20 protein-coding genes and 4 pseudogenes are annotated in these 22,319 nt (G+C 69.4%); 10 read left to right on the plus strand and 14 right to left on the minus strand.

Going from position 1 to position 22,319, the window contains the following annotated elements; genetic code table 11:
- Window positions 1-64: 64 nt before the first annotated feature.
- On the minus strand, window positions 65-1,264 hold the full coding sequence (locus tag ACZ5XZ_RS03160) for an L-lactate permease (RefSeq protein WP_468974029.1): 1,200 nt from the start codon (window positions 1,262-1,264) through the stop codon (window positions 65-67).
- Between the two features lie 524 nt (window positions 1,265-1,788).
- Entirely contained in the window at window positions 1,789-2,553 is a 765-nt protein-coding gene (locus tag ACZ5XZ_RS03165; RefSeq protein WP_468974031.1) for an AraC family transcriptional regulator, read from the minus strand.
- Window positions 2,554-2,941: 388 nt separating this feature from the next.
- Between ACZ5XZ_RS03165 and ACZ5XZ_RS03170 the strand changes: the two genes are divergently transcribed.
- Window positions 2,942-3,766 (plus strand): SDR family oxidoreductase, encoded by an 825-nt coding sequence (locus tag ACZ5XZ_RS03170; protein WP_468974033.1) that lies wholly within the window; start codon window positions 2,942-2,944, stop codon window positions 3,764-3,766.
- Between the two features lie 209 nt (window positions 3,767-3,975).
- Here ACZ5XZ_RS03170 and ACZ5XZ_RS03175 read toward each other — a convergent pair whose 3' ends face one another.
- Window positions 3,976-4,965 (minus strand): GlxA family transcriptional regulator, encoded by a 990-nt coding sequence (locus ACZ5XZ_RS03175; RefSeq protein WP_468974035.1) that lies wholly within the window; start codon window positions 4,963-4,965, stop codon window positions 3,976-3,978.
- Window positions 4,966-5,153: 188 nt separating this feature from the next.
- Between ACZ5XZ_RS03175 and ACZ5XZ_RS03180 the strand changes: the two genes are divergently transcribed.
- The 3 genes and pseudogenes from ACZ5XZ_RS03180 to ACZ5XZ_RS03190 all read left to right on the plus strand — a co-directional run bounded on the left by ACZ5XZ_RS03180 (window position 5,154) and on the right by ACZ5XZ_RS03190 (window position 8,343).
- Window positions 5,154-6,083, plus strand: coding sequence for an NAD-dependent epimerase/dehydratase family protein (locus tag ACZ5XZ_RS03180; RefSeq protein WP_468974037.1), 930 nt, complete (start codon window positions 5,154-5,156; stop codon window positions 6,081-6,083).
- 41 nt (window positions 6,084-6,124) lie between these two features.
- Window positions 6,125-6,232, plus strand: a pseudogene (locus ACZ5XZ_RS03185) (IS5-like element ISMt1 family transposase); the annotation flags it as partial.
- Between the two features lie 695 nt (window positions 6,233-6,927).
- Complete coding sequence (locus tag ACZ5XZ_RS03190; protein ID WP_468974039.1) at window positions 6,928-8,343, plus strand: DEAD/DEAH box helicase; 1,416 nt, start codon at window positions 6,928-6,930, stop codon at window positions 8,341-8,343.
- A gap of 305 nt (window positions 8,344-8,648) precedes the next feature.
- Here the strand turns inward: ACZ5XZ_RS03190 and ACZ5XZ_RS03195 are convergent, their stop codons facing one another.
- Window positions 8,649-8,894: an acyl carrier protein gene (locus tag ACZ5XZ_RS03195; RefSeq protein WP_468974041.1), complete on the minus strand. Its 246-nt coding sequence runs from the start codon at window positions 8,892-8,894 to the stop codon at window positions 8,649-8,651.
- A gap of 194 nt (window positions 8,895-9,088) precedes the next feature.
- Between ACZ5XZ_RS03195 and ACZ5XZ_RS03200 the strand changes: the two genes are divergently transcribed.
- A complete protein-coding gene (locus tag ACZ5XZ_RS03200) occupies window positions 9,089-9,367 on the plus strand; it encodes a hypothetical protein (RefSeq protein WP_468974043.1) in 279 nt (92 codons plus the stop codon).
- An 86-nt stretch (window positions 9,368-9,453) separates the two neighbouring features.
- Entirely contained in the window at window positions 9,454-10,017 is a 564-nt protein-coding gene (locus ACZ5XZ_RS03205) for a dihydrofolate reductase family protein (protein WP_468974045.1), read from the plus strand.
- 61 nt (window positions 10,018-10,078) lie between these two features.
- On the opposite strand, the gene ACZ5XZ_RS03210 is transcribed toward ACZ5XZ_RS03205, so the two are convergent.
- Window positions 10,079-10,474, minus strand: a complete 396-nt coding sequence (locus ACZ5XZ_RS03210) for a transposase family protein (RefSeq protein ID WP_468974176.1) — start codon at window positions 10,472-10,474, stop codon at window positions 10,079-10,081.
- 143 nt (window positions 10,475-10,617) lie between these two features.
- On the opposite strand from ACZ5XZ_RS03210, the pseudogene ACZ5XZ_RS03215 reads away from it, so the two are divergent.
- Window positions 10,618-11,158 (plus strand): annotated as a pseudogene (locus tag ACZ5XZ_RS03215) (transposase).
- A 75-nt stretch (window positions 11,159-11,233) separates the two neighbouring features.
- Here ACZ5XZ_RS03215 and ACZ5XZ_RS03220 read toward each other — a convergent pair.
- The 4 genes and pseudogenes from ACZ5XZ_RS03220 to ACZ5XZ_RS03235 form a co-directional block, all read right to left on the minus strand.
- A complete protein-coding gene (locus ACZ5XZ_RS03220) occupies window positions 11,234-11,740 on the minus strand; it encodes a hypothetical protein (protein WP_468974047.1) in 507 nt (168 codons plus the stop codon).
- A 197-nt stretch (window positions 11,741-11,937) separates the two neighbouring features.
- A pseudogene (locus tag ACZ5XZ_RS03225) lies at window positions 11,938-12,613 on the minus strand (IS5 family transposase); the annotation flags it as partial.
- A gap of 268 nt (window positions 12,614-12,881) precedes the next feature.
- Window positions 12,882-13,763 (minus strand): TIGR03620 family F420-dependent LLM class oxidoreductase, encoded by an 882-nt coding sequence (locus ACZ5XZ_RS03230; protein WP_468974049.1) that lies wholly within the window; start codon window positions 13,761-13,763, stop codon window positions 12,882-12,884.
- On the minus strand, window positions 13,760-14,686 hold the full coding sequence (locus ACZ5XZ_RS03235; RefSeq protein WP_468974051.1) for an NmrA/HSCARG family protein: 927 nt from the start codon (window positions 14,684-14,686) through the stop codon (window positions 13,760-13,762). Before ACZ5XZ_RS03235 ends, ACZ5XZ_RS03230 begins: the two co-directional genes overlap by 4 nt.
- Window positions 14,687-14,805: 119 nt before the next feature.
- Here ACZ5XZ_RS03235 and ACZ5XZ_RS03240 point away from each other — a divergent pair, with 119 nt between their 5' ends.
- Window positions 14,806-15,393, plus strand: a complete 588-nt coding sequence (locus ACZ5XZ_RS03240) for a TetR/AcrR family transcriptional regulator (RefSeq protein WP_468974053.1) — start codon at window positions 14,806-14,808, stop codon at window positions 15,391-15,393.
- Between the two features lie 259 nt (window positions 15,394-15,652).
- Here ACZ5XZ_RS03240 and ACZ5XZ_RS03245 read toward each other — a convergent pair.
- From ACZ5XZ_RS03245 to ACZ5XZ_RS03255, 3 genes and pseudogenes are all read right to left on the minus strand, one after another.
- Window positions 15,653-16,326, minus strand: a pseudogene (locus tag ACZ5XZ_RS03245) (IS5 family transposase).
- 295 nt (window positions 16,327-16,621) lie between these two features.
- Window positions 16,622-17,503: a GNAT family N-acetyltransferase gene (locus ACZ5XZ_RS03250; RefSeq protein WP_468974055.1), complete on the minus strand. Its 882-nt coding sequence runs from the start codon at window positions 17,501-17,503 to the stop codon at window positions 16,622-16,624.
- A gap of 56 nt (window positions 17,504-17,559) precedes the next feature.
- Entirely contained in the window at window positions 17,560-18,351 is a 792-nt protein-coding gene (locus ACZ5XZ_RS03255) for a VOC family protein (protein WP_468974057.1), read from the minus strand.
- Between the two features lie 789 nt (window positions 18,352-19,140).
- Here ACZ5XZ_RS03255 and ACZ5XZ_RS03260 point away from each other — a divergent pair.
- Window positions 19,141-19,767, plus strand: a complete 627-nt coding sequence (locus ACZ5XZ_RS03260; RefSeq protein ID WP_468974178.1) for a TetR/AcrR family transcriptional regulator — start codon at window positions 19,141-19,143, stop codon at window positions 19,765-19,767.
- Between the two features lie 391 nt (window positions 19,768-20,158).
- Here ACZ5XZ_RS03260 and ACZ5XZ_RS03265 read toward each other — a convergent pair whose 3' ends face one another.
- On the minus strand, window positions 20,159-20,977 hold the full coding sequence (locus tag ACZ5XZ_RS03265) for a helix-turn-helix transcriptional regulator (protein ID WP_468974180.1): 819 nt from the start codon (window positions 20,975-20,977) through the stop codon (window positions 20,159-20,161).
- A 34-nt stretch (window positions 20,978-21,011) separates the two neighbouring features.
- Between ACZ5XZ_RS03265 and ACZ5XZ_RS03270 the strand changes: the two genes are divergently transcribed.
- Entirely contained in the window at window positions 21,012-21,485 is a 474-nt protein-coding gene (locus ACZ5XZ_RS03270; protein ID WP_468974059.1) for a DUF2000 family protein, read from the plus strand.
- 346 nt (window positions 21,486-21,831) lie between these two features.
- Here the strand turns inward: ACZ5XZ_RS03270 and ACZ5XZ_RS03275 are convergent, their stop codons facing one another.
- Entirely contained in the window at window positions 21,832-22,278 is a 447-nt protein-coding gene (locus ACZ5XZ_RS03275; protein WP_468974061.1) for a TIGR03618 family F420-dependent PPOX class oxidoreductase, read from the minus strand.
- Between the last annotated feature and the right edge of the window lie 41 nt (window positions 22,279-22,319).

Consider the following 22,319-nt stretch of genomic DNA (forward strand, 5'->3'; position numbering starts at 1 on the left):
CATCAATGACCCCGGCCCGGCGCACCCACCCGCCGAACCGCGAACCCATGACGCCGGCCAAGGATCACGCGAACGAGACCAGGGCGACGGCCGTCGCCGCCAGGGCGGCGTACAGCGCAGCTGCCACTCGCAGGCCGAAGCGCAGCAGGCCGTACTCCACGACACCCGCGCTCTTCGCGGAGTCGCCGGCCACCGCCAGGATCAGCATGATCATGGGGAGCGAGGTGAAGACGGCATGGCCCGCCGCGCTGTTCTGCAGGGCCGCGAACCATACGTCGAGCCCGTCGCCGTGCGGGGCCAGGCGCTCCTGAAGCGGCATCATCAGCGCGTTGCCGCCGACGTTGGAGCCGGTGATGAAGCCGCCGAGCATGCCGAGCGCGGGGGAGGCAAGCGCGATGACCAGCGGCGGCGCCGCGGCGACCGCCACGCCTATCTCCCCGATCATGCCGCTGTCCGCCATCAGCCGGCCGAGGGCGACGAACCCGGTCAGGGCCAGCAGCGGTCGGCCGGCGCGGATCAGCGCGGCCCGGGCGTCCGTGCCGCGCAGTCGGCCCCGGTCCAGCAGCAGGGCGGCGGCCAGCAGGGGCAGGCCCGGCGAGGACAGCAGCGCGAAGCTTGCGTGGCCCGCGTGCAGTTCCAAGGGCGGAACGCCGAGGGCTGTGGCCGTACGGGTGACGACGATGCCGCCGAGGACGAGGCCGTACGCATGCAGGACCGCGCGCGGTGGGAACAGCCGACCGGCGGCGGGCTCGGTCCCCGCGCCGGAAGGGGCCCGACGGGCCCGGCGGACGGCGCACAGCACCAGCCCCAACGCCGTCGTGAGCAGCCCGGCCAGAACACCGGCCGGCTGGACCACGCCCGCCCGGTTGAGCAGCAGCAGCCCGAGCGAGAGCGTCCCGCCCGCGCCCGCGGCCACGACGGCGGTACGGAGCCGGTGTTGCGGGCGGGCCAGCAGCGCCGCCCAGACGGTGACCAGGGGGAAGACCAGGCTGCTGGTGACCGCGGTGGCGGTGCCCAGTGCGGCCGGGTCCGTGCCGATGAGCGCGGCGCCGATGACCGTGGCGAGGCCGAGGGTGCCCCACGGCATGATGTTCATCCCGAGCATCGCCTGCCGCAGTGCGGTCGCCGGCGGCGTGAGAGCGAGCAGCACCGGCACGGTGACCAGAAGCGAGACCCCGAAGCCGGTGAGCGCCTCCACCGTGGGCGCGATGCCCGCCACCACCAGGGCGACCTTCGCGGGGCCGGGCAGTGGTAGCCCGCGCACCCACTCCTGCAGCGACCGGTGTACCTCCCGGCGAGTGAGCACTGGCTGAGGTAGACGCCGGGCAGCATCACCGCGGCGGCGTTGAGCACCAGCAGACCGGCTCCGCCCGCCGCTGCCGTCAACGCGCCTCCTGGCAGCGCGAAGTCCGGCAGCCACCAGATCAGGACCGCCGCCAGGGCGACGCCCGAAAGCGCTGCCCAGTGCGCCGGCCGACGCAACCCCGTGATCATCCCCAGCACCATGACGAGAGGGGACACCGCTATGGCCCACACCATTGTTCCAGCCGCCTTTCGTGTCTCGTTGCACGGCTGGGGCACAGCCTCGCGGCACGACCGGCGGTGGTCTTGAACAAAAGTCGCGGACGACGATCACGATCACGGTCACGGAAATCGCGGGATGACGGTCACGGCCAGGGGCGTCGCGGGACGACGGTGACGGCCAGGGGCGTCGCGGGGCGACGATCACGGTCACGGAAGTCGCGGCAACGCCGCCGCACGCCGCCGCACGCCGCCGCACTCTGACGCTCAGGCGCGGATGGCCCCCGGAGTGACCCCGAAGTAGCGCTTGCAGATGCGGGTCAGGTGCGACTGATCGGCGAAGCCCGTAGCGGCCGCCACTTCGGCCGGCCGCTGCCCGGCCAGTAGCAGGCGGCGAGCCCGGTTGGCGCGCAGCCGCAGCAGGTAGGCGTGCGGCGGCAGCCCGTACGCCTGGCGGAAGGCGGCGATGAGCGAGGCCCGCGGCATGTTCGCCGCCGCGCTGAGCTCTGCGACGGTGACCGGCTCGGTCCAGCGGTCATGCAGCAGCTGCCGGGCCAGATCCGGACCGCGGCGCACATCTTGCGGCGTGCCGATGGCGGTCACCCGGCCGGTACGGGCGTGCCGGCGCAGCAACGCGCCCAGGCCGCCGAGCAGCAGGGACTCCGCGGTCAAGGGATCGCCCGCGTGCTCCTGCTCCCGGTGGACGCGGCGCAGCCGGGCGAACAGCGTGGCGTCCCGCACGGCCGTCTCCGGAAACCAGACATCCGCGGCGCCCAAGCGCTCGTGGGCCAACTCGTCGACGAGCGCCGTGTCGAAATAGAACATCCGGTACCGCCAGCCGGACTCGTCGGCGGCGAAACCGGTGTGCACCTGCCCGGGATTGAGGACCACCAACTGCCCGGCCGGAACCACGACCTTGCCGCCGGCGATGTGCAGCCCCTCCGCGCCCTGCTCGATGACGCCGACGGCCAGCTCCTCGTGGCTGTGCCGGTCGAAGGCGAACCGCTCGAAACGCGCAGCCAGCAGGTCCACCCGCGCACTGCCGGCTGCGGTCCATAGCCGAGCGTGCTCGCCTCCCGATCCCATCAGCGCATGCTCGCAGACCAGCGTCCGCCGACGTATGGCCCTGCTCACAGCGTTGGCAGAGGCCACCCGCACTTTCTCCCGTCGGATCCGCAGCCCAGCAGCACGCCAACCGCGACGCTCGGTTGAGGCCGCGTGCTATGTGGGGAGGCGGATGTTGGCCCGTGTATCGGGCGGGGCCAGGGCGCTTCGTTTGGATCACGGGGACGCCGGAGGAAGACCCCGGCGATGTCGAGCCCAGCAGGTCGCTACGGCCTTCGCCCTTCGCCGTCCTTGCTGCGCCGAACCTGGCCAACCGGTGCGTGAGCGTAGCCGGACTGCCCTACCGTAGGGCGTAATGAAGATCCTGATCATCGGCGGCAGCGGGTTCCTGGGGACGGAACTTGTGAGCCAGGCGGTGGGTGCGGGCTGGGAGACGGCCGCGACGTACTGTTCCATGCCCGGTAACGTTCCCGGAGCCTCGTGGTATCAGATCGACCTTCGCACCCCTGGGCATGTCGACCAGGTACTGGCCGCGGTTGCCCCCGACGCCGTCATCAACGCAGCCAGTGGAAAGGACGACTGGGCGGTCACCGCCGACGGCTCGATCCGCGTGGCTATGGCCGCGACGAAACGTGGTTGCCGCCTCGTTCACGTCTCCAGCGACGCCGTGTTCTCCGGTTCCCGGATCTACTACGACGAGAACTGCCTGCCCGACCCGGTCACCCCGTATGGCGCGGCGAAGGCTGCGGCAGAGACCACTGTGCGGCTCCTGGCGCCGGCCGCTGCGGTGGCACGTACCTCATTGATCATCGGCCACGGCGGATCCCTGCACGAGCGTATGGTCCACGCCCTGGCTGCCGAAACCCACGACGGCGTCCTGTTCACCGACGACTTCCGCTGCCCGGTGCACGTCCAGGACCTGGCCTCCGCGCTGCGGGAACTCGCGACATCCGACCAGGCCGGGATGTACCACCTCGCCGGAGCGGATGCCCTCAGCCGTCACGAACTCGGCACTCTCATCGCCCGACGCGACGGGCTGGACCCCGGCCGGCTGTCTGCCGGCAGCAGAGCCGACGCCCGTATGCCCGGGCCCCTCGACGTCCGCCTCGACAGCAGCGCCACACAGAGGCGCGTACGCACACGGTTGCGCGGAGCCCGGGAGTTCCTCAAGCCCGGGTAAGGAACACAACCCGACCAGGCCGGAGAACACGACCACCGGGACGCAACAGACCGACGGAAACGACAGACCGACGGAAACGACAGACCGACGGAAACGACAGGCCGACGGGAAAGGCAGACCGACGGGAACGACAGGCCGACGGGAACGACAGGCAGCCGACGGAGGGGTGACGCACCGGCGTACGAGCTCCTCGGGTTCCGGGTACGGAACTACGGAGCGCCGTCCGCAGCCGCGACCGCCTCCGCTCTGACGCGCGCTTCTTTGCGACGGCGGGCATCCCGGCGGTAGGCGGTCGGGGTGAGCCGCACCCGGCGCAGCAGGTGCTGACGCAGGGAGTCCGCGCTACCGAGGCCGCAGCGCTCGGCCACCTGGTCTACCGGCAGATCGGTGAGCTCCAGCAGCTCCCGGGCGCGGTCCACGCGCTGTTCCAGGAGCCACTGGAGCGGAGTACGCCCGGTTTCTGCCTGGAAGCGGCGGGTGAGTGTGCGCACGCTGGTGTGCGCGTGTGCGGCCAGCTCGGCCAGCGAAAGCGGCCGTTCGAGCCGCTCCAGTGCCCAGGCCCGGGTCCGGGCCAGCGAGAACGCGTCGTCGGCCACCGGAGCCGCCAGCACCTGGGCCTGTCCACCGTCCCGGGAGGGGGCGACCAGGGCGAGTCGGGCGACCGCGTTCGCCACCGCCGCGCCGTAGTCGGCGCGCACCAGATGCAGACACAGATCCATTCCCGCGGCGAGCCCCGCGGAGGTCAGCACCCGGCCTTCGTCGACGAACAGCACATCCCCCACGACCGATACCCGCGGAAACCGCTCCGCCAGTTCATCCGAGAACGGCCAGTACGTCGTGGCGCGGCGGCCGTCCAGCAGCCCGGCCTGGGCCAGGACGAACGCCCCGGTGCAGATCGAGGCGATACGGCTGCCCGCCGCGGCGGCACGGCGAAGTGCGGCGAGTACCCGGGGATCGGCGTCCCGCCGGGCGCCGGTGCCCGTGACGATCACCGTGTCGGCGTCGTCCACCACGTCGAGCCCGTGCGGGACGGAGACCCGCAGGCTGCCGTACGCCTCCACCAGACCCGGCTCCGGCGTGCCGATGCGCACCTCGTAGGCCGGCGCACCGTCCACCTGGGCCGCACCGAAGGCAAGTTCGGGAATGGAGAGGTCGAAGGTGGTGACTGGTGGCACGGCCAGGACGGCAACGCGGTGCATGGCCAGATCCTCCGGTTCGTCGTCGCTTTCGATGGTGGCCGGGCCCGCGCGCCTGACGGAGGCTGAGAGCCACGGCCACCGGTGGGGTCAACTCCTCCCTGGTGGCCGCCCATTCCCTCGCACCTTCTTCATCCTCTTCCTTCATCCTCTTCACCTTCCTTTTCCTCCCGCACCGTACGGAGTTCCTCATGTCCCCAGCCGTCTCCCGCTACGTCGTCCTGGGCTCCGGCGTCACCGGCCGCACCACCGCCGCCCTCCTCGCCGACCAGGGCATACCGGTTCGTCAGATCACCCGCAGCGGCAGCGGCATCGAGCACCCACTGGTCGAACGCATCGCGGCCGACGCCGGCGACGCGGACCGTCTCACCGAGCTCGCCTCCGGCGCCGAGGTCCTGATCAACTGCGCGATGCCGCCCTACGACCGCTGGACCACGGACGCGCCGCCGTTCGCCGCCGCCCTGCTGACGGCCGTGGAACGCACCGGCGCGCGCTATGTCATGCTCGGCAACCTCTACGGATACGGGCACGTCGAAGGCCCCATCACCGAAGATCTCCCGATGGCCCCCGTCTCGGCCAAGGGCCGGGTGCGCGCCCAGATGTGGCACGATGCGCTGGCCTCCCACGAGGCCGGACGGGCCCGCGTCACCGAGGTGCGCGCCGCTGCGTTTCTCGGCGCAGGCGCGGTGAGCACCTTCACGTTGGGCATCGCGCGCCAGGTACTCGCGGGCGAGACCGCCACCTACCCCGGCCGGCTCGATGTGACGCAGTGCTGGTCGGACGTCGGCGATGTGGCCGCGACGCTGGTGGCCGCCGCCCGCAGCGACCGCTCCTGGGGCCGAGCCTGGCACGCGCCGGCCACCAACATCTCCGTACGACAACTGACCGCACGCTTCGCCACACTGACCGATGCGCCCCCGCCCCGCCTGGAACGCCTGGACCGCGCCGCCCTCACCGCGCTCGCCGCAGACACCCCCCTCTTCGGCGAACTCATCGAAATGCTCTACGCCACGGAGAACCCGCACCTACTCGACTCCAGCGAGTCAGAAAAGGAACTCGGCGTCCGCGCCACGGAACTGGACGACACCCTGCTGGCCACGGCGCGCGGCCTGGGCGACTAGGCAGTTTGTTTGGATCAGCGGGACGTTGGTCCGGGTGTGTCGGCACCGCACGCCGCCGGAGCCCATCCAAAAGGGCTCCGGCGGCCGAGCCGGATGACCACGCCATCGGCCGGTCGCGCGGCGGACTGACGACGAAGATCCGATCCATCTTGCTGCCGACTGTCCTCGCCGCACCGCGCAAGGTTCAGGAGCTCGCGGTTGCGGCGCTGCTGCTTGGGCGAGAGCGGCCGGGGCTTCGGGGGGAATCCGAGCCGGTCCCCCGTCAAGGTGGCTGCTGCCTACCAAGATCGTCTTTGGCATTTCGCTGAAGATGACACAGGACAAAAAGGTCCAGGTGATGGGCAAAAGGTCGTACCATAATTGCCCTGCGTGACCGATGAGTGGGCGTCCCCACCCACAATTCAAGCCCTGGCTAATACTGGCCGGGGCTTGATGGGTTTGATTGAGAGGTGTTCCGCGATTCGGCCGTGGGAGTCTTCTCCTGCCTCGCTTTACCACCCTTGCGGCCCGCTTCGCGTGAGTCTTCAGGCATGAAGTGGTGGGCCGTTCCCTTTTCCCGGGCCACGTGTCCCCTCTTCGATGCGATCTCGCGCTGTTTCTCGAATAGGGAACCTCGGCTGGACACGGCGGAAAGGGCGCTCAGCCTGTATCGCGTCACCGGCGACGGCGGAGCGCTCGGCACCACAACGCCGGATCGAACTATCACTTTGTGTTAACCTCAACCGTTTGGACGGCTGTGACGGCCGTGACGGCTGGCGGCTCCGTCCGTCCGGTTCCCACTGTTCGTCGGCTGCTCATCCCTGCCGGGCCTTCCTCGGTACGTTCCCTATGCGGAAGGCTCGTCATGAACCACCCGAACCGCCCCGACACCTCGCACGGCGACCTCGCCCGGCCAGTGACCCTCACCCCGCCGGTGCCCCCGGTCGCCTCCTTCACCGACCTGGAACTGCCGGCCGAGGTACTGCGAACGCTCACCGAGCTCGGCGTGCGCGAGCCCTTCCCGATCCAGGCAGCCACGCTGCCCAACGCCCTCGCGGGACGCGACGTCCTGGGACGCGGGCGCACCGGATCGGGCAAGACGCTCGCCTTCGGCCTGCCGCTGCTCGCACGGACTGCCGGGCGCCGCGCCGAGCCGAAGCAGCCCCTCGCCCTGATCCTGGTACCTACCCGGGAACTGGCCCAACAGGTAACCGAGGCGCTCGCGCCGTACGCCGACGCGCTCCGGCTACGGATGGCCACGGTCGTCGGCGGCATGTCGATCGGCCGGCAGACCGCTGCGCTGCGCGACGGGGCCGAAGTCGTCGTCGCCACCCCTGGCCGCCTGCACGACCTCATCGAGCGCAGGGCCTGCCGCCTGGAACGGGTACGGATCACCGTCCTCGACGAGGCCGACCAGATGTGCGACATGGGCTTCCTGCCGCAGGTCACCGAGGTGCTCGACCAGGTGCACCACGACGGCCAGCGGATGCTGTTCTCGGCCACCCTGGACCGCGACGTGGACCACCTCGTCCGCCGCTACCTCCACGACCCCACCGTCCACTCCGTCGACCCGTCCGCGGGCGCGGTCACGACGATGGACCACCATGTGCTGGTCGTCCACGGCCCCGACCGGTACGCCGTCACCACGGAGATCGCCGCCCGCGACGGCCGCGTACTGCTGTTCCTCGACACCAAGCACGCGGTCGACCAGCTCACCCGACATCTGCGGGCCAGCGGAGTGCACGCCGCGGCCCTGCACAGCGGCAAGTCCCAACCGCAGCGCACCCGGACCCTCGCACAGTTCAAGAACGGCCAGATCACCGTCCTGGTGGCCACCAATGTCGCGGCCCGCGGCCTGCACGTCGACGACCTCGATCTCGTGGTCAACGTCGACCCGCCCACCGACCCCAAGGACTATCTGCACCGCGCGGGCCGCACCGCCCGGGCCGGTGAGTCCGGCAGCGTCGTCACGCTGGTGCTGCCGGGCCAGCGCCGCGAGATGAGCCAGCTGATGGCCGGGGCCGGCATCGAGTCGACGATCACCAAGGTGCGCTCGGGCGAGGCGGAGCTGAGCCGGATCACCGGCGCCAAGGCCCCCTCCGGCACCCCGCTGGACGGCGGGCCCGCCGCGCCCCGGGCCAAGAACACCAACGCCCCCTTCCGCGGCCTGGGCACCAGCAAGGACGCCTCCCGCGGCACCGGCGGCAAGTCCCGCAAGGCCAGCGAGGCCCGAAAGCTCGCCGAGGCCCGCAAAGCGGCCCGGGTGCGCCGCGGCAACTGAGAGCTGTTGCCCTGCTAGCCCCCTATTCCTGATCACGGGATCGAGAAGAACCTCCGGCCCTGCCCGCGTTCTCGACCGTTCTCGACCTTCCCCCATGTGCGGGCGGTGCTCAACGGGGGAGCAGGAGGGCAAGCGCGGGGCGATCGGCCGGCTGTGGTGCCTCGGGTGGGGAAGCGAAGACCGGCACCCAGCGGCGTGCGGCGTAGGGGTCGCCCAACAGCTGAGGGCGCTACCGCCCTTCAACAGCTCTGGTGAGCTGCTGAAGGGCTGACGATTCCCTCGGTCGCTATGGAGGGATATCGCGGTCAGGCCGTTTGCGTCATTCTTTGCTTGACGAAGTCGATTACGTCCTGAACTCGATCCATGTTCCGTACGTCGTCCTCCCGGCAGGTGATGCCGAATTCCTCGGAGAGGAAGTTTGCCAGGGGGCCGTTGTCGCCGTCCTCTTCACCCAGGTCTTCCCTCAACTGTGCATCGGGGGTTACCTCAGTCGGCTCCACCATCAACTTTTGTGTCAGCAGATTCTTGACGCGGTCTTCGATGCTTGCCACAGCCTGGTTCCTTTCTTCAGGGAGTGCCCGAATCGTTCAACGCCCGGCAGCGCGGCACATCCCTCATCCGGGTGGAAACGATCGCGACTCTCAGTGCACCAGTGGATAGCGCCACACGAAACCGCAGATGCTCCAAACGAGGGCTGGACGCGCTTGCCCGGCCAGGGGCTGTCACGTTCACGTCCCCCCAGCGCATGGAAGGAGCCTCCAAGAAGAGAGGAGATTTCGCGGAGGCGCTGACCAACGCCGACGTCGTCGAGGTGATCGTGGATCGCGCGGACGCTGTGTCATTGCGCATGGCCCTCCACGGCATGAGCGGCAAGCCCGTCCATGCCTGTGACGGTGAGGAGTTCGCGGACTCTGAGGACCCGCGGGTGGGCCAGTCGCGCGGCTGCCCGCAGACGATCCAGGAGTGCAAGGCGGCGGCCAAGGCGGTGACGTTTCCTCAACGAAATGATCATCTCGTGAGGTGACTCGGCCCAAGGTATCCCGCGAGCCGCGTTGAGGCTGCGGCGTCCGGCGGTCGTACTGTCGACCCACTTACCGAGGAGGACTTCCGATGCGCAGCGTGACCTATTCGATGGGCGTCTCACTTGACGGCTATATCGTCGGGCCGGACGGCGACTTCGACTGGACGGCTCCCGACGAGGAGGTCTTTCGCTTCGTCACCGACGAGATTCGAGGGGTCGGCGTCCACCTGTTGGGACGACGGCTGTACGAGACGATGCTGTATTGGGAGACCGCCGACCAGGATCCATCGCTCGACGACTCAATGCTCGAGTGGGCCGCGATCTGGAAGCCGCTCCCAAAGGTGGTGTTCTCCACCACGCTGTCGGCGGTGCAGGGCAATGCCCGCCTGGCTTCCGGTGGCCTGGAAAAGGAGATCGAGCGGTGGCGAGCCGAGCCGGGGGAGGGCGACATTGCGATCGGCGGCGCGACTCTAGCCGCCGAGGCGGCCGCGTTGGGTCTGATCGACGAGTACCGGGCCAGGGTCTACCCGGTGCTGGTCGGCGGTGGCATTCCGTTCTTTCCCCAGCGCGAGCGCCGGGTGGACCTCGAACTCGTCGAGAACCGCACATTCAGCTCGAGCGTCGTCTACCTCCGCTACCGCGTCGCGCGCTAGTCGGCTCGTCCGCCGGGCCCTAGAAAGAACGGGCCAGCCAGTGAAGTTTTCTGAATGTAGATCACTTCCCTTGGCGAGTGAGAATGAGGGCGGCCCCGGCGCTGGCGCCGATCCGGGAGCGGCTGAGGGTGAGGTGCCTGAGAGCGCGCCAGCGCTCCTTGAACTCTGCCGCGGTGGGCTCGCCGAGCACGCGAACATGCCTGATCAGGGCGTTTCGCATGCGGGTGTCGACGTGGAGGGCCTGCTCGGGCCGGCCGCGAGGACGTCGGACGGGGATGTGGATTCCGATGCCTGCGCCGATATAGCCCTTGTCCGCGAGGAGGGCAGGCCTTCGGCAGCGGCCTTGTACAGGCCGGGGTAGTGCGTGGAGGTGGGCTGCGGTGATATCCGGGACAGATCTCGGTCCGATGTCGGAAACCCACAGCGGGGAGCCGTCCGATGCGGACAGGAACTGGATGTCGCTGCTGCTCGGTCTGTCGGGCCCGCCGCCACTTGCTGCGCTCCAAGTACATGTTGCCTATGAGGGGTAGGGGGTGTCCGACGGGGCGGGTGACGGCCCATCAACGGATCGTTCCTGCTTGGTATGGGGCGGGGAGCTGTCTGACGTGGCGTGGGCTGGAGCCGCATCTTCCGAAGCACGTAGGTCGGGGCGGGCGGTGGAAGGGCCAACGCACCGTCATCAACGGCATCCTCTTCCGGCAGCGGACCGGCATCCCTTGGCAGGATCTGCCGACGCGCTTCGGCAAGTGGAAGTTGGTACCGGTTCTGGACCGTATCCGTGCTCCGCGTCCAGTCGGCGGTCACCCACGGATGCGTCCGGATCACCTGTGCGGCGGCGTACAGCTCTCGCCGGATCTGCCGGTGCCTGCGGCGTCGGCAGATCCGGCACACCCTTCCCGAGCGCAGGGACCAGCGGGCCAACCGCCGATGGCGTGGCAGCCAGGGCGGTCGGCCCACCAGCTTTGACCGGGCACGGTATGCCCGCAGGAACGAGGTCGAGAGGACCATCAACGCACTCAAGGGCTTCCGTGCCGTGGCGATCCGGCACGACAAGAGGGCGTACGTCTTTCACGGCACGGTCACCCTCACCGCGATCCGGCTGTGGCTCCGTTGGGTTGGTGATCCGCCGGACAGTCCTTAGGGGCGTATCCGATGGGCATTGACCTCGGCCTGCACCACAGGATCGGCACCAGGGGTACAGGCCACGGTGCGGTGGTTACGCGTTGACATCGAGGATGTAGTTGTTGGTGATGAGGAATGTCACCAGTCCCGTCCCCGTACCGAAGGTGCCGGTCCCGGAGTCGCGTGCCTGGCTGCTGGAGCCGCGTTCGGTGGCGTTGCCGGATGCCGCGGTGGTGTCCCGGTCGAAGCGGCGATCGATCGTGAACCGGAAGACCTGCCCCGTGTCCGTCCGCCTGAGGCTGTCGCTGGTCCTTGTCATGTAGAAGAGGTCACCGCTGCTCGTCACCGAGCCGGAGATTGTCAGTTCGGCCGCGAAGGACTCGTCCGGTGTCGCGCAGCGGAAGTTGCTGCCGCTTTTGCCGTCGACGGCGCCGTTGAGGGGATGGACGTTCACGTTGATCGAGCCGGCGCAGTTGATGGTTGCCGCCGGTCGCGAGCTGGCAGCACCGGCTGCAACAGTCGGTGCCGAGTTGGCTGCGGCCAGGAGAAGGGCCGCCGCACCGGCGGCGGCCCAACCACGCGTGGACAAGGGGAAAGTCACGGTCCTCCTTTTGCCTGCGGAACATGCAAGGCATGCAAAACCCAGACGATGTGAGCACCGTCCTATCCCGAGTTTGCTGCCACCGGGCTACTCGTTGTAATCGCCCGTACGGGTGAGCACCGGGTAGGAGCTAGGCCGTGTTACCCGGCTGCAAGATCACCGCGAGTGGTCTGCCCGTCGGTGACCGGCTCCCAGTGCTGGTCGCGGCGTTCGGGAATGGTATGCGGGATCTGCCGACGCCGCAGGTAACGGCAGTTGCGGCGCGATGAGTGAGCTTTGTCGCCACTGAGATGGTCCGGCCGAGTGCGGGGATGGCCGCCGGCCGGATGGGGCACGCGAATGCGTTCCAGGACCGCGATCATCTGCGGGGCGTCGCCCCATTGACCGGGGGGCACGAGCCGGGCCAACGGCCGCAACCCACCCTCACCAGCCAGGCGTCAGGTGGATCTTCGTCGTCGGCCCGCCGCGTGAACGGCTGAGGGCTTCATCTGGACGGTGCTGGGTGGGGGCCGCGTGCGCTTGCCGCCTCTTCGAGGCGCCTGCTGTAGTGCGCCCGCAGCGTGCTGGTGAGCACGGCACACGGTGGAGTCCACGCTCACCATCGACCAATCGATGCGGCCTTGCGCGTCAGCATCGGCCTGGACGGCTCGCAGGACCCTGTCCCATGTACCGTCTGCCGACCAGCGGCGATGGCTGTCATGTACCGTCTTCCACTTCCCGAATCGCGTCGGGAGATCGCGCCACGGGATGCCGGTCCTCAGCCGTAACAGGCTCCGTTGATCACCTGACGATGTTCTTCCAGCGTCCGCCCCGGCCGACGTTTTTCGGCAAGTAGGGCCCCAGCCGAGCCCGGCAGGCCTTCACCGAAGCCATAGCCGGGCACGTGCGGCTCAACCCCGGGCCTTAGAGCGACCGAGGATAGGGCCATCTCAGCCGGCGTGTGGTTGGGTGGATCGGCCACCGGCAGAGGTCTCTGGCTCGCCGAATCAGCGCGCGGCAGGCGCGGCCGGCATCGGGGCTGCGCCTTGCCCCTCGAATGAACGTGCCGGCTACGGCGTGGAGCGGGCCGAAACGCCGTCGGCATTGGCCTGCCTGCGTGGGAGCCGTGTTCTTGCGGCGGCTCCCACCTGCAGACGCCTGGTCAGGTCGGGAGGTGCGCGGCCAGTTGCTCCCACTGCCGCACGGGTGGGGTGTGAGGCGTGGCGGTGAGGAGGTGGAGGCTGACGTGGTCGGCTCCGGCGTCGAGGTGTTCGTGTACGCGGTGGGCGATGGCCTCGGCGTGGCCGTGGGCCACGATCGCGTCCACGAGCCGCTCGCCGAGCACGTCCACGTCCTGGTGTCCCAAGTCGCGCAGCAGCGTTTGGCGGTTGGGCAAGGCGGCCGCTGCCGTGGCTCGGGCCAGCTCGGCTGTCCGGGAGCGGTCGGAGCTGAGCACGCAGAGTTGGGTGACGGCCAGCAGTGCGTCGGGGCCGAGCACCGCCCGCGCCCTGCGGGTGTACTCGACGGGCATGCCCAACACGTTGGCGCCCCAGGTGTGTTCGGCAGCGAGCGAGAGCATGCCCGGGTCCAGGGCTGTCAGTACGTGGTGCGGCGAGGCCGTTGTGGCGGGCGGCCCGAACGGGGCGGCGTCCAGTGCGTCGAGGTAGGAGCGCATGGTGGCCGACGGGGGCCGGAAGCGGTGACCGCGGACGGTTTCGGCGAGGCTGGGGTGACTCTCCCACAGGCCGAGCAGGAACCGTTCGGGGAACGCCTCCTCCAGGGTGCGCTGGGCGGCGGCGGTCGTCACCGCGTCGCGTGCGTAGATGTCCGCCATGCCGGCGGCCACCGTGATCCGCCGGGTGGTCGACAACAGGATCGCGGCCTGTGCCATGGCCTCTCGCCCGGCGGTCTCGGGGAACCACAGGGTGCCGTAGCCGAGGTCTTCGACCGCCGCGGCGGCAGCGCGCAGATCGGCTGCGGGGTAGTTGTCGTTGTCACCCGCCCAGATCCCGACGCGTCCGAGGTCGGGCCTACGGGCGCTCACGCGTGCTGCTCCGTGGTGTGCCGGGCGGCCAGGAACGCGGCGATCTGGGCTGCGCCGGTGTGCTCCAACCAAGTGGGGAAGTCCATCGCCGTGGGATGGATGCGCCGGGTGGCGGGGATGTCCGCGCGGTAGCCGCGTTCGTTGAGCCACTCCATGGCGAACGCGAAGTCCTCGCTGACGGCCCGGATCGCTTCGATCGGGATCTGGGCGTAGGGCAGCGGGTGCCCGAGCGTCTTCTCGATGGCCGCAGCGATCTGGACCGGCGTCAGTTCGTCCGCGGCCAGCGTGATCGCCCGGCCGATCCAGTCCTCGGGTCGGGAGAACGCCAGTGCGGTGACGAAGCCGACGTCGTCCACGGCCATGATCTGCTGGGGAGTGTCGGGGGCGATGGCGGTGGCCAGCGCCCCGTCCTGCAGGGCGTAACCGCCGGTGAAGTTCTCCATGAACGACACCGGCCGCAGGATCGTCGCGGGCAGGCCGAGTTCGGCGATGCGTTGCTCGATCCGCCACTTGCTGACCAGGTTCTGGGGCAGCGCCTCGGTGCCGTGGCGGTCCGCGCCGGCAACGGAGGTGAAGACGAAGTGTGAGACGCCGGCGGTGTGTGCGGCCTTGGCGACGTTCATCCCCCAGCGGACCTCGTCGTCGGCGGTGAAGTCCGGCGCGGTGCCGGGGGAGCCGACCGTGGGCTGGACGCTGAACATGCCGTAAGCGCCGTCGGCGGCAGCCTCCAGGGAGGCGAGGTCTTCCATCTCCGCGCGTACGACCTGCGCGCCGGCGCTCGCCAGTGCCACGGCCGAGGGCCCGAGCGGATCGCGGGTCAGTGCACGAACCTGCCAGCCGCTACTGAGCAGATGTCGCGTCACCGCCCTGCCCTGCAGGCCGGTCGCCCCTACCACGACGACGGTCTTTCCTGTCGACTCCACGGTCTCTCCCCTTGTTTCACCCATGGCGACAGAGGCCCCCCGTAACTGGGGTGGCCCCCCGTTTCTCGTTCGCTACGATATGGAGGACCACCCCGGTTAGCAAGCCGCCAGGAGTTCCCGTGCCCAAGGACGCCGCCGCCCCGCCTCCGCAGCCGATGCGCGCCGATGCGCGCCGCAACTACGACCGGATCGTGGCCGCCGCCGGAATCGTCATCGCTGAACACGGCGCCGAAGCCTCCCTGGAGCAGATCGCCCGCCACGCGGGAGTCGGCTCCGCCACCCTGCACCGACACTTTCCGACCCGGCAGGCACTCCTGGAGACCGTCTTCAAGGGGCGAGTGGAGGCGCTCTGCGCCAAGGCGCAAGACCTGATCTCCGATCCCGATCCCGAAGCCGCGCTCGTCGCCTGGCTCCGCGCCGTTGGCGCACACGCCGTAGCCAACCGGGGCCTGGGGGCATCACTTATGCACGGTGCCCGTGGTGGGGATCCGACCCTGGGAAGCACCTGCCACACCATGATCGTCAACGCCGGCGACGCACTCCTCGCACGCGCGCGCCAAGTGCACGCCGTACGCCCCGAGGTCACCACCACTCAACTACTCAAACTCGTCAGCGCCATCGCCCTGGCCACCGAGCAGGAGCCCGACGGCCAGGCCGAGGCAGACCAACTACTCGCCCTCGCCATCGACGGGGTACGCACGCGATAAGCATCCCGACCCACACGCAAGAGCCCGCACGGTCATCACACCGACGACAGCTGTCCTCGGTCGCTCTTACTCCCGATCTGACAGATCACCTCGCCCCACGTTGGGCGGGACGACGTCAGCGCGGTTCGGTCACGCGATCCGTCGGACACGCCATAGGGCGACTGCTGCAAGTGCTGAGGCCACTGGGACGAGTTGAGTTGCCCTATCAGCCCCAGAGCAGGAGTGTGTCACCGGTAAGCGCTATGGACTTCCGGGTGAGTCATGAGCGGGCCCGGAGCCGTACAGCGGCGAGGGTGACGGTGCCGTGAAAAACGTAGGCTCGCTTGTCAAAGCGGGTAGCCACGGAGCGGAAAATCTGCGTGTGCGGGTGCCCTCCTGCCGAACGGGGCACGCGAACACGCTCCAGAACCGGGATCAGCTGCGCGGCGTCATCCCACTGACCAGGCGTAATGACAAATGCGAGGGGACGCAAGCCACCGTCGCTCGCCAGATGAATCTTGCAGGCCAGCCCGCCTCGGGAGCGCCCCAGGGCCTCGTCGTCCCGGTGCTGAGCAGGCTGGCCACGCCGCCCAGGGATGCACGGTGCACGCGTGCGGGCGCCAGCGGCGTGCTGGTAAGCCCGGCAGGACGTGGAGTCCACGCTGGCCATGCTCCAGTCGATCCGGCCCTCCGGGGGTGGGCGCCGGCTTGGACCGCCCGCAGGACCCTCTCCCATCTACCGTCCGCCGACCAGCGGCGATGCCGGTCGTACACCGTCTTCCACCTACCGAACCGCGTTTGCAGATCCCGCCACGGGATACCGGCCCGCTGGCGGAAGAAAATACCGTTGATCACCCTCCGGTGGCTCTTCCAACGTCCGCCCCGACCCGCGTTCGTCGGCAGGTGCGGCTTCAACCGAGCCCACTCCGCGTCCGAGAGAGCACCCCGCTCCACACGTGCCGGAACGACACATGCACGAGCCAGTAACCCATGACCCGTCGGAAGCTGCCTGGCACGGACTGACGGAAGGGGCCGAGCGATCGAGAGCGGTGCGGGGTGCGCAGCTGCCGGTGGTGGGCGGCCAGGATGCGGGCGAGGAACTCGACGATGTGGCCCGGGACGTCAAGCGTGGCAGCATAGGTAATCAACGTGAAGCCCCTGGTAGCTACGGACATGACCTTGTGGTGAGGCCTGTCCTACCAGGGGCTTCACGCTTGTGCCGGGCGTGTAAGGCCGCTGCGTAGTTCGTCTACAGGTCGAGTTGGTACTCGTAGGCCGTGTGCGTCGGGAGGTACCCGAGTTCGTCGTTGACGCGCCGCATGTACGGGTTGTTGTCGGCAGTGTCGGTCAGCAGGCCGCCGAGGCGGGGGTGGCGTTCACGAGCCTGGACGATCGAGGCGGCCTTCATCCATCGGGCGAGGCCGCGGCCTCGGTGTTCGGGCAGCACCGCCGTGCCATAGTGCTGGGCGTCGCCCGTCCCGCTGCCAGGGACCACGAGTTCGGTGAATCCGGCGATGGAGCCGTCCGACTGGTCGACGGCCGCCACGGTGTGGAGCACGTCCCCGCGTGCTGCGACGGCCGAGGCCGCTGCTCGTACCCGATCGAGGTCCCAGACGACGGTGCCGTAGTCGACGGTGCCCATCGGCATGTCGTCCATGGCGCGACGCGATGCCACAAAGGTGTCGGCGAGTTCGTCGGGCACCATTCCCTCCCACGCCGCCAGCCGGTAGCCGCCATGCGGGTTCTCCGCGACGGCGGTGAGCGCGGCAAGGTCCGCGTCGGCCAGCGGGAGGCGGGCATAGGTCAGGCTCAGCACTGCGCGGAATCCGGAGGCGAGGAGGAAGCCGGCGCCGGGAGAGTCGGATTCGGCCTGGGATATGACGGCACGCCGGCCGTCCTCGCGGGCGGCGGCGACGGCCGCGGCGAGCAGGAGGGAGCCCGCCCGCCGGCGCCGTTCGGCCGGGTGGACCTGAACATCCAGCTCGGCGAGGTGACGCTGTCCGTCCTTGGTGAACAGGCGCAGGAAGGCGGACCCGACGGGGTGGCCCTCGGGGTCGGAGGCCAGCCAGACCAGGCGGTGGCCGGCGGAGGTCTCCGCGGGGTCGGTCAGGGCGGTGATGCGTACGGACAAGGTGACTCCGTTACGAGAAGGATTACGAGGGGTGGGATTCGTCCTGCGCGATGCTGTCACTGGGCCCAGGGCAGGACGCGGGTGCCCTCGGTGCCGGGGACGGAGGCCACGCCGTCCGCGCGCATGGCGACGTGTGCCTCGGCCGCCTGCGGGGCGTGGACCTGGCGGAGCACGTCCGGCGGGAGGACGAAGGTCTGCCCGGCCGTGATCTTCTCGCTGCGGCCGTCGCAGGTGACTTCGAGGGCGCCGGCGGTCACCGTCCAGACCTGTTCGCGGCTGATGACGTGCTCGGGGCCGCTCTGGCCGACCTCCATCGCGACGGTCCAGGTGCTCAGCTCCGTGCTGCCCCGGCTGGGAGCGGCCAGACCGGTCATACGAGCGTTCGGGGACTCGGTGACGTTCTCGGCGGCGGGGCTGATCACGTGCACGATGGGCTTCTCGGGCTTCTCGGGATGCGCCGGCTCGTCGGGGGTGGCCCATTCGACGAGTTGGACAACGATTCCGTTCGGGTCGGTGAGCTGGAACAGCCGCTCGCCCCAGGGCTCTTCGCGCAACGGCATGGTGATGGGGGCGCCCGCTTCGCGCAGGCGCTGCTCCTCGGCCTCGATGCCGGTGACGGTGAGCGCGAGGATCAGACCCGTGGCCTGCTGGTCGCGCTGCTCTGGCGGGAGGACCTCGGTACCGCTGCGCAGCAGCACGATGTCGGCCGCGGCGTCATCGCCCCGGGTCAGGGACGCGAAGCCGTCCGCGGCCATGGCGACCTGATAGCCGAGGTGGACGCAGAAGAAGTCGCGGGAGGTGTCCACGTCGGCGACGGTGAGGGACAGGGTGGAGGTGGTGACGCGCAAGGTGGCTCCTGGCAGGTTCGGGTGGTGAATCTGATGGGGGTGCGGGGCGGGTGCGGGGCAGGTGGGGAGCGGGTGCGCTGCTGGTCGGCCGTCTTTGCGTAGGTGAGGATGAGGTTCCCAGCCTCGACCACGGGGCTGTCGGTGAGCCTGAAGAAGCGCGGCGAGAAGTCGGCGGGGAAGAGCGGGATGCCGGAGCCTGCCACGATCGAGTACTGCTTGATGGTCAGCTCGTCGATCTCGGGCAGGAGTTGGCCGGCCAGGTCGGCGCCACCGCAGAGCCGGCTACCGAGCCCGTTCTTGCTTGAGCCGGCGGACCAGCGTCACCGGGTCCTCCGCGGTGAGCTCGACGGCCGGGTCCGGCTGGTGGTGAGCGAGTGGGAAAGAGCGATCTGCCGCAGGTGGGCGTACGGGCTGGTGAGGTCGGCAGTCGGTCCGGGGGAGTAGGTGCCGCGGTCCATAAGCACGGTGTCGAAGCGAGTGTTGGGTGTGACCGCTGTTGGGTGCGTCCGCGACTCCGACGGCCACGCGGCTGGTGTCGGGAGGGCGTTCGTGTACTTGGCGATCAGGTGTGGGGCGAAGTCCTCGGCGAGGTGCGGCATGAAGAAGTCGAAGCGGCCGTCGGGGCGGCGATGAAGCCGTCGATGGTGGTGCCGATGAAGTAGGTGAGCTTGCGCATCCCGGTCCCTTCGTTCGGGCGAACTTTACAACGGTCGTAACTTTAGCCAGAGAGGAGTGGGTAGGTCAAGCATATTTTTGCTACGGGTGTAAGATTGATCCATGGGTACTGAGATGGGGCTCCGCGAGTCCAAGAAGCAGGAGACCAGGCAGCTGATCTCCGACTGCGCCACCAGGCTCTTCATCGCGCAGGGCTTCGAGCAGACCACGATCACCGAGATCGCCACCGCAGCCCGCGTCGCCAAGAAGACGGTCACCAACTACTTCCCCCGCAAGGAAGACCTGGCCCTCGACCACCACGAGGCGTTCACCCAGGGCCTGGCCCAAGCCGTCGCCGAGCGAGAGCCCGGCGAAGAGCCGCTCACCGCCCTGGAACGGACGTTTCGCGCCGCCCTGCTGGAACACAGCCCCGTCGTCGGCTTCACCGGCTCCGCGTTCGCCCGCATGGTCGCCGACAGCCCTACCCTCAGCGCCCGGCTGCGCGAACTGCACGAGCAGCGAGAGGAGTCGCTTGCCACGGCCCTGGCCGCCGTCACCCAGGATCCCGTCCCGGCCATCGCGCCCCGGGCCGCCGCGGCCCTGATCGCCGCAGCGGACCGTCTGCTGTTCCGACGCATCCAGGAACTCACCCTGGCCGGCCACTCCGACGACGAGATCGAGGCCACCCTGATCCCGGAGGCCGACCACCTCCGCACCCTCCTAGCCGCCCTCGGCAACCACCCCACCACCGCAGCCTCGTGACCCTGCCGCGGTCGAGTCAGACGGCTTCTGCCTCGACAGCCACGGCTATAGCGCCGTAGCGTCCGCCAAGATCGGCGGGCCGTCCCGCGCAGCGCGCATGCGGTAACCGGCGTCATCTGGATGACGCCGGCACCATGCAACGGCACCAGCCAGCTACACCCATCATCGCGAAGGTGCACACGACCGCGGTCAACCCACTGTGCGCGGCGTAGCCCTACCCAGGCGCCCGGACCGGCCGTTCCTTCGTCTTCTTCTGGCGTCCCGTGTCGTCGGCCCATCTGGGTGTGGGGCCTCGTGACGGTCGAGTGATCGGCTCCTGGCTAGCCACCGCCGCCGGGCGAGGCGGGCGCCGCCTCTGCTGCGAAGCAGGCGGTGGTGGGCGGGCGGCCGCTCAGTCGGCAGCACCGCTGCGGGCGTATTGGCCCGGCGTGACGCCCACGACCCGCTTGAAGTGCCGGTTGAGGTGGGACTGGTCGTAGAACCCGGCGGCGGTCGCGACCTCGCCCGGCGGCCGTCCGTCGAGCAGTAGGCGGCGGGCCAGGTCGACGCGGCGGGAGACCACGTACTGGTGGGGGGCGATGCCGAAGGCGCCGCTGAAGGCACGTACGAGATGGGTGGGATGGGCGTGGACCAGGCGCGCGGCCTCTTCCAGGGTGACGACTCCGAGCAGCCGCTCGTCAAGGAGGTCACGCAGGTTCCGGGCGACACCGTGGTCGGGCCGCGCGTCGACGACGGCCGGCCCTGGACGCAGGTGCTCGCGCAGGTGCTCGCCGATGAGAGCCAGACGGCTTTCCGCCTCGAACTCGTCGCCCCGGCTGCCGAGGGCCGTGTGCAGTTGTCCGATGCGTCTGCGCAGGACGGGATCGGTGAGGTCCGGACTGTCCACCGCCGGTCCGATGAAGCTCTCGTCCAGCTGCGTCATGTCGAGGTAGAGCACGCGCTTGCGACAGCCGTGAGGGGTGGCGGGTGAGCCGTTGTGCGGGACCTGTGGTGGGAGCAGGCTCACGGTGTCGCTCGGCGTGCCGCGCTCGTGGCGGTCCAGGTCGTAGCGGACCGCGCCATCGTCGACGATCAGCAGTGTCCACGCGTCATGGACGTGCATGGGGTAGGCGTGCTCGGTGAAGTGGGCGTGGAAGACCTCCACGACCCCCGCCACCGGCGGGCGCCAAGCGGAGACTTCTTGCCGGGACGTCACGCAAAGAACGTACAAGACGCAGAACACGTGCACTCTGGAGTCTTGAAGCATGAGAACCGAGCATGAGACCAAGGCCGGGGTCGAGACCGGTGCGGGGTACGAGAACGCGCCTGTCCGCTTCGACACCAAGATCGCCGTCCTGCTGCGCGAGGACCTTGAGCCGTGGCAGCGGCTGAACGTGACCGCCTTCCTGGTCAGTGGGCTTGGCACGGCGTCGCCCGAACTGGTCGGCGAGCCGTACGAGGACGCCGACGGCACCGTGTACCTGCCGATGTTTCGCCAGCCCGTGCTGGTCTTCGAGGGTACGAAGGAGATGCTGACCACCGCGCACGCCCGTGCGCTGTCCCGCTCACTGCCAAGGGCCGTGTTCACCTCGGACCTGTTCCACACGGGCAACGACAGGGACAACAGGGCGGCTGTACGGGCCGTGGGCAAGGATCAGCTCGATCTAGTGGGGATCGCCGTTCACGGGCCGCGCAACGCGGTGGACAAGGTCCTCAAGGGCGCGCGCATGCACCCCTGAGCGACCTGGGACCTCGCCGATCCTGATTCTGCTCCTCGGCCCTTGACCCTCGGCCTTCGACCCTCGACCCTCGGCCCTCGGGCGGCTGGCGGCTGCCGAACGGGGCTTGGGTGACCATGAGGCCGCCTCGTCGGTGACAGCTGCTCTGCTTCGGGCGGTGGGCAGCCCCAGGTCGGACGACAGCGACGGTGACGTCCGTCGCGCTTCGGCACAAGATGCGGTCGGGTGGCCGGAGACCAGCAACGGTCTCCGGCCACCCGACCACCATCGCTTGAGCTGGCGGGCAGGGTAGTGGCTGCCAGTGACTGCCCTTCCTCCTGCCGGGGAAATGCAGTGCCGACGACGATCAGGCAGCGGGGCGGGGGCCGCCGGGCCGAAAACGCTCCACCCCGACGATGTGCCGGACCTTGACCGGGCGCACGATCACCGCGACCCGCTGTTCCCCCGGCATGAGCCACTCGAAGCGCTCGCTGCCCAGGTACTTGCGCGCCAGCCGGTCCATTCGGTCGTGCGCCTCCTCGCCCTCGATGAAGCGGGCCACTTCGCCGCTGATCTGCACTCGGTCGAACGGATCGGCCGCGTCGGCGTGGGAGAGATAGACGCGGGGGTCGCGACGCAGGTTCTCCTCCTTCACGCGGCCGACCGAGGTGTTGAACGTCAACTCCCCCTCTCCCTCCAGATCCACCCACATCGGGCTGACCTGCGGCGCCCCGTCGGCGAACACGGTGCCGACGTACCAGATGTTGGGGGCTTGCAGCCGGGCGCGGACGGCTTCGTCGAAGGTCGTAGTCATCCCGGCAGGCTACCAATGTTGATCATCAGGGCCGGGCGGGG

The organism is Streptomyces sp. NPDC033270, assembly GCF_055576575.1.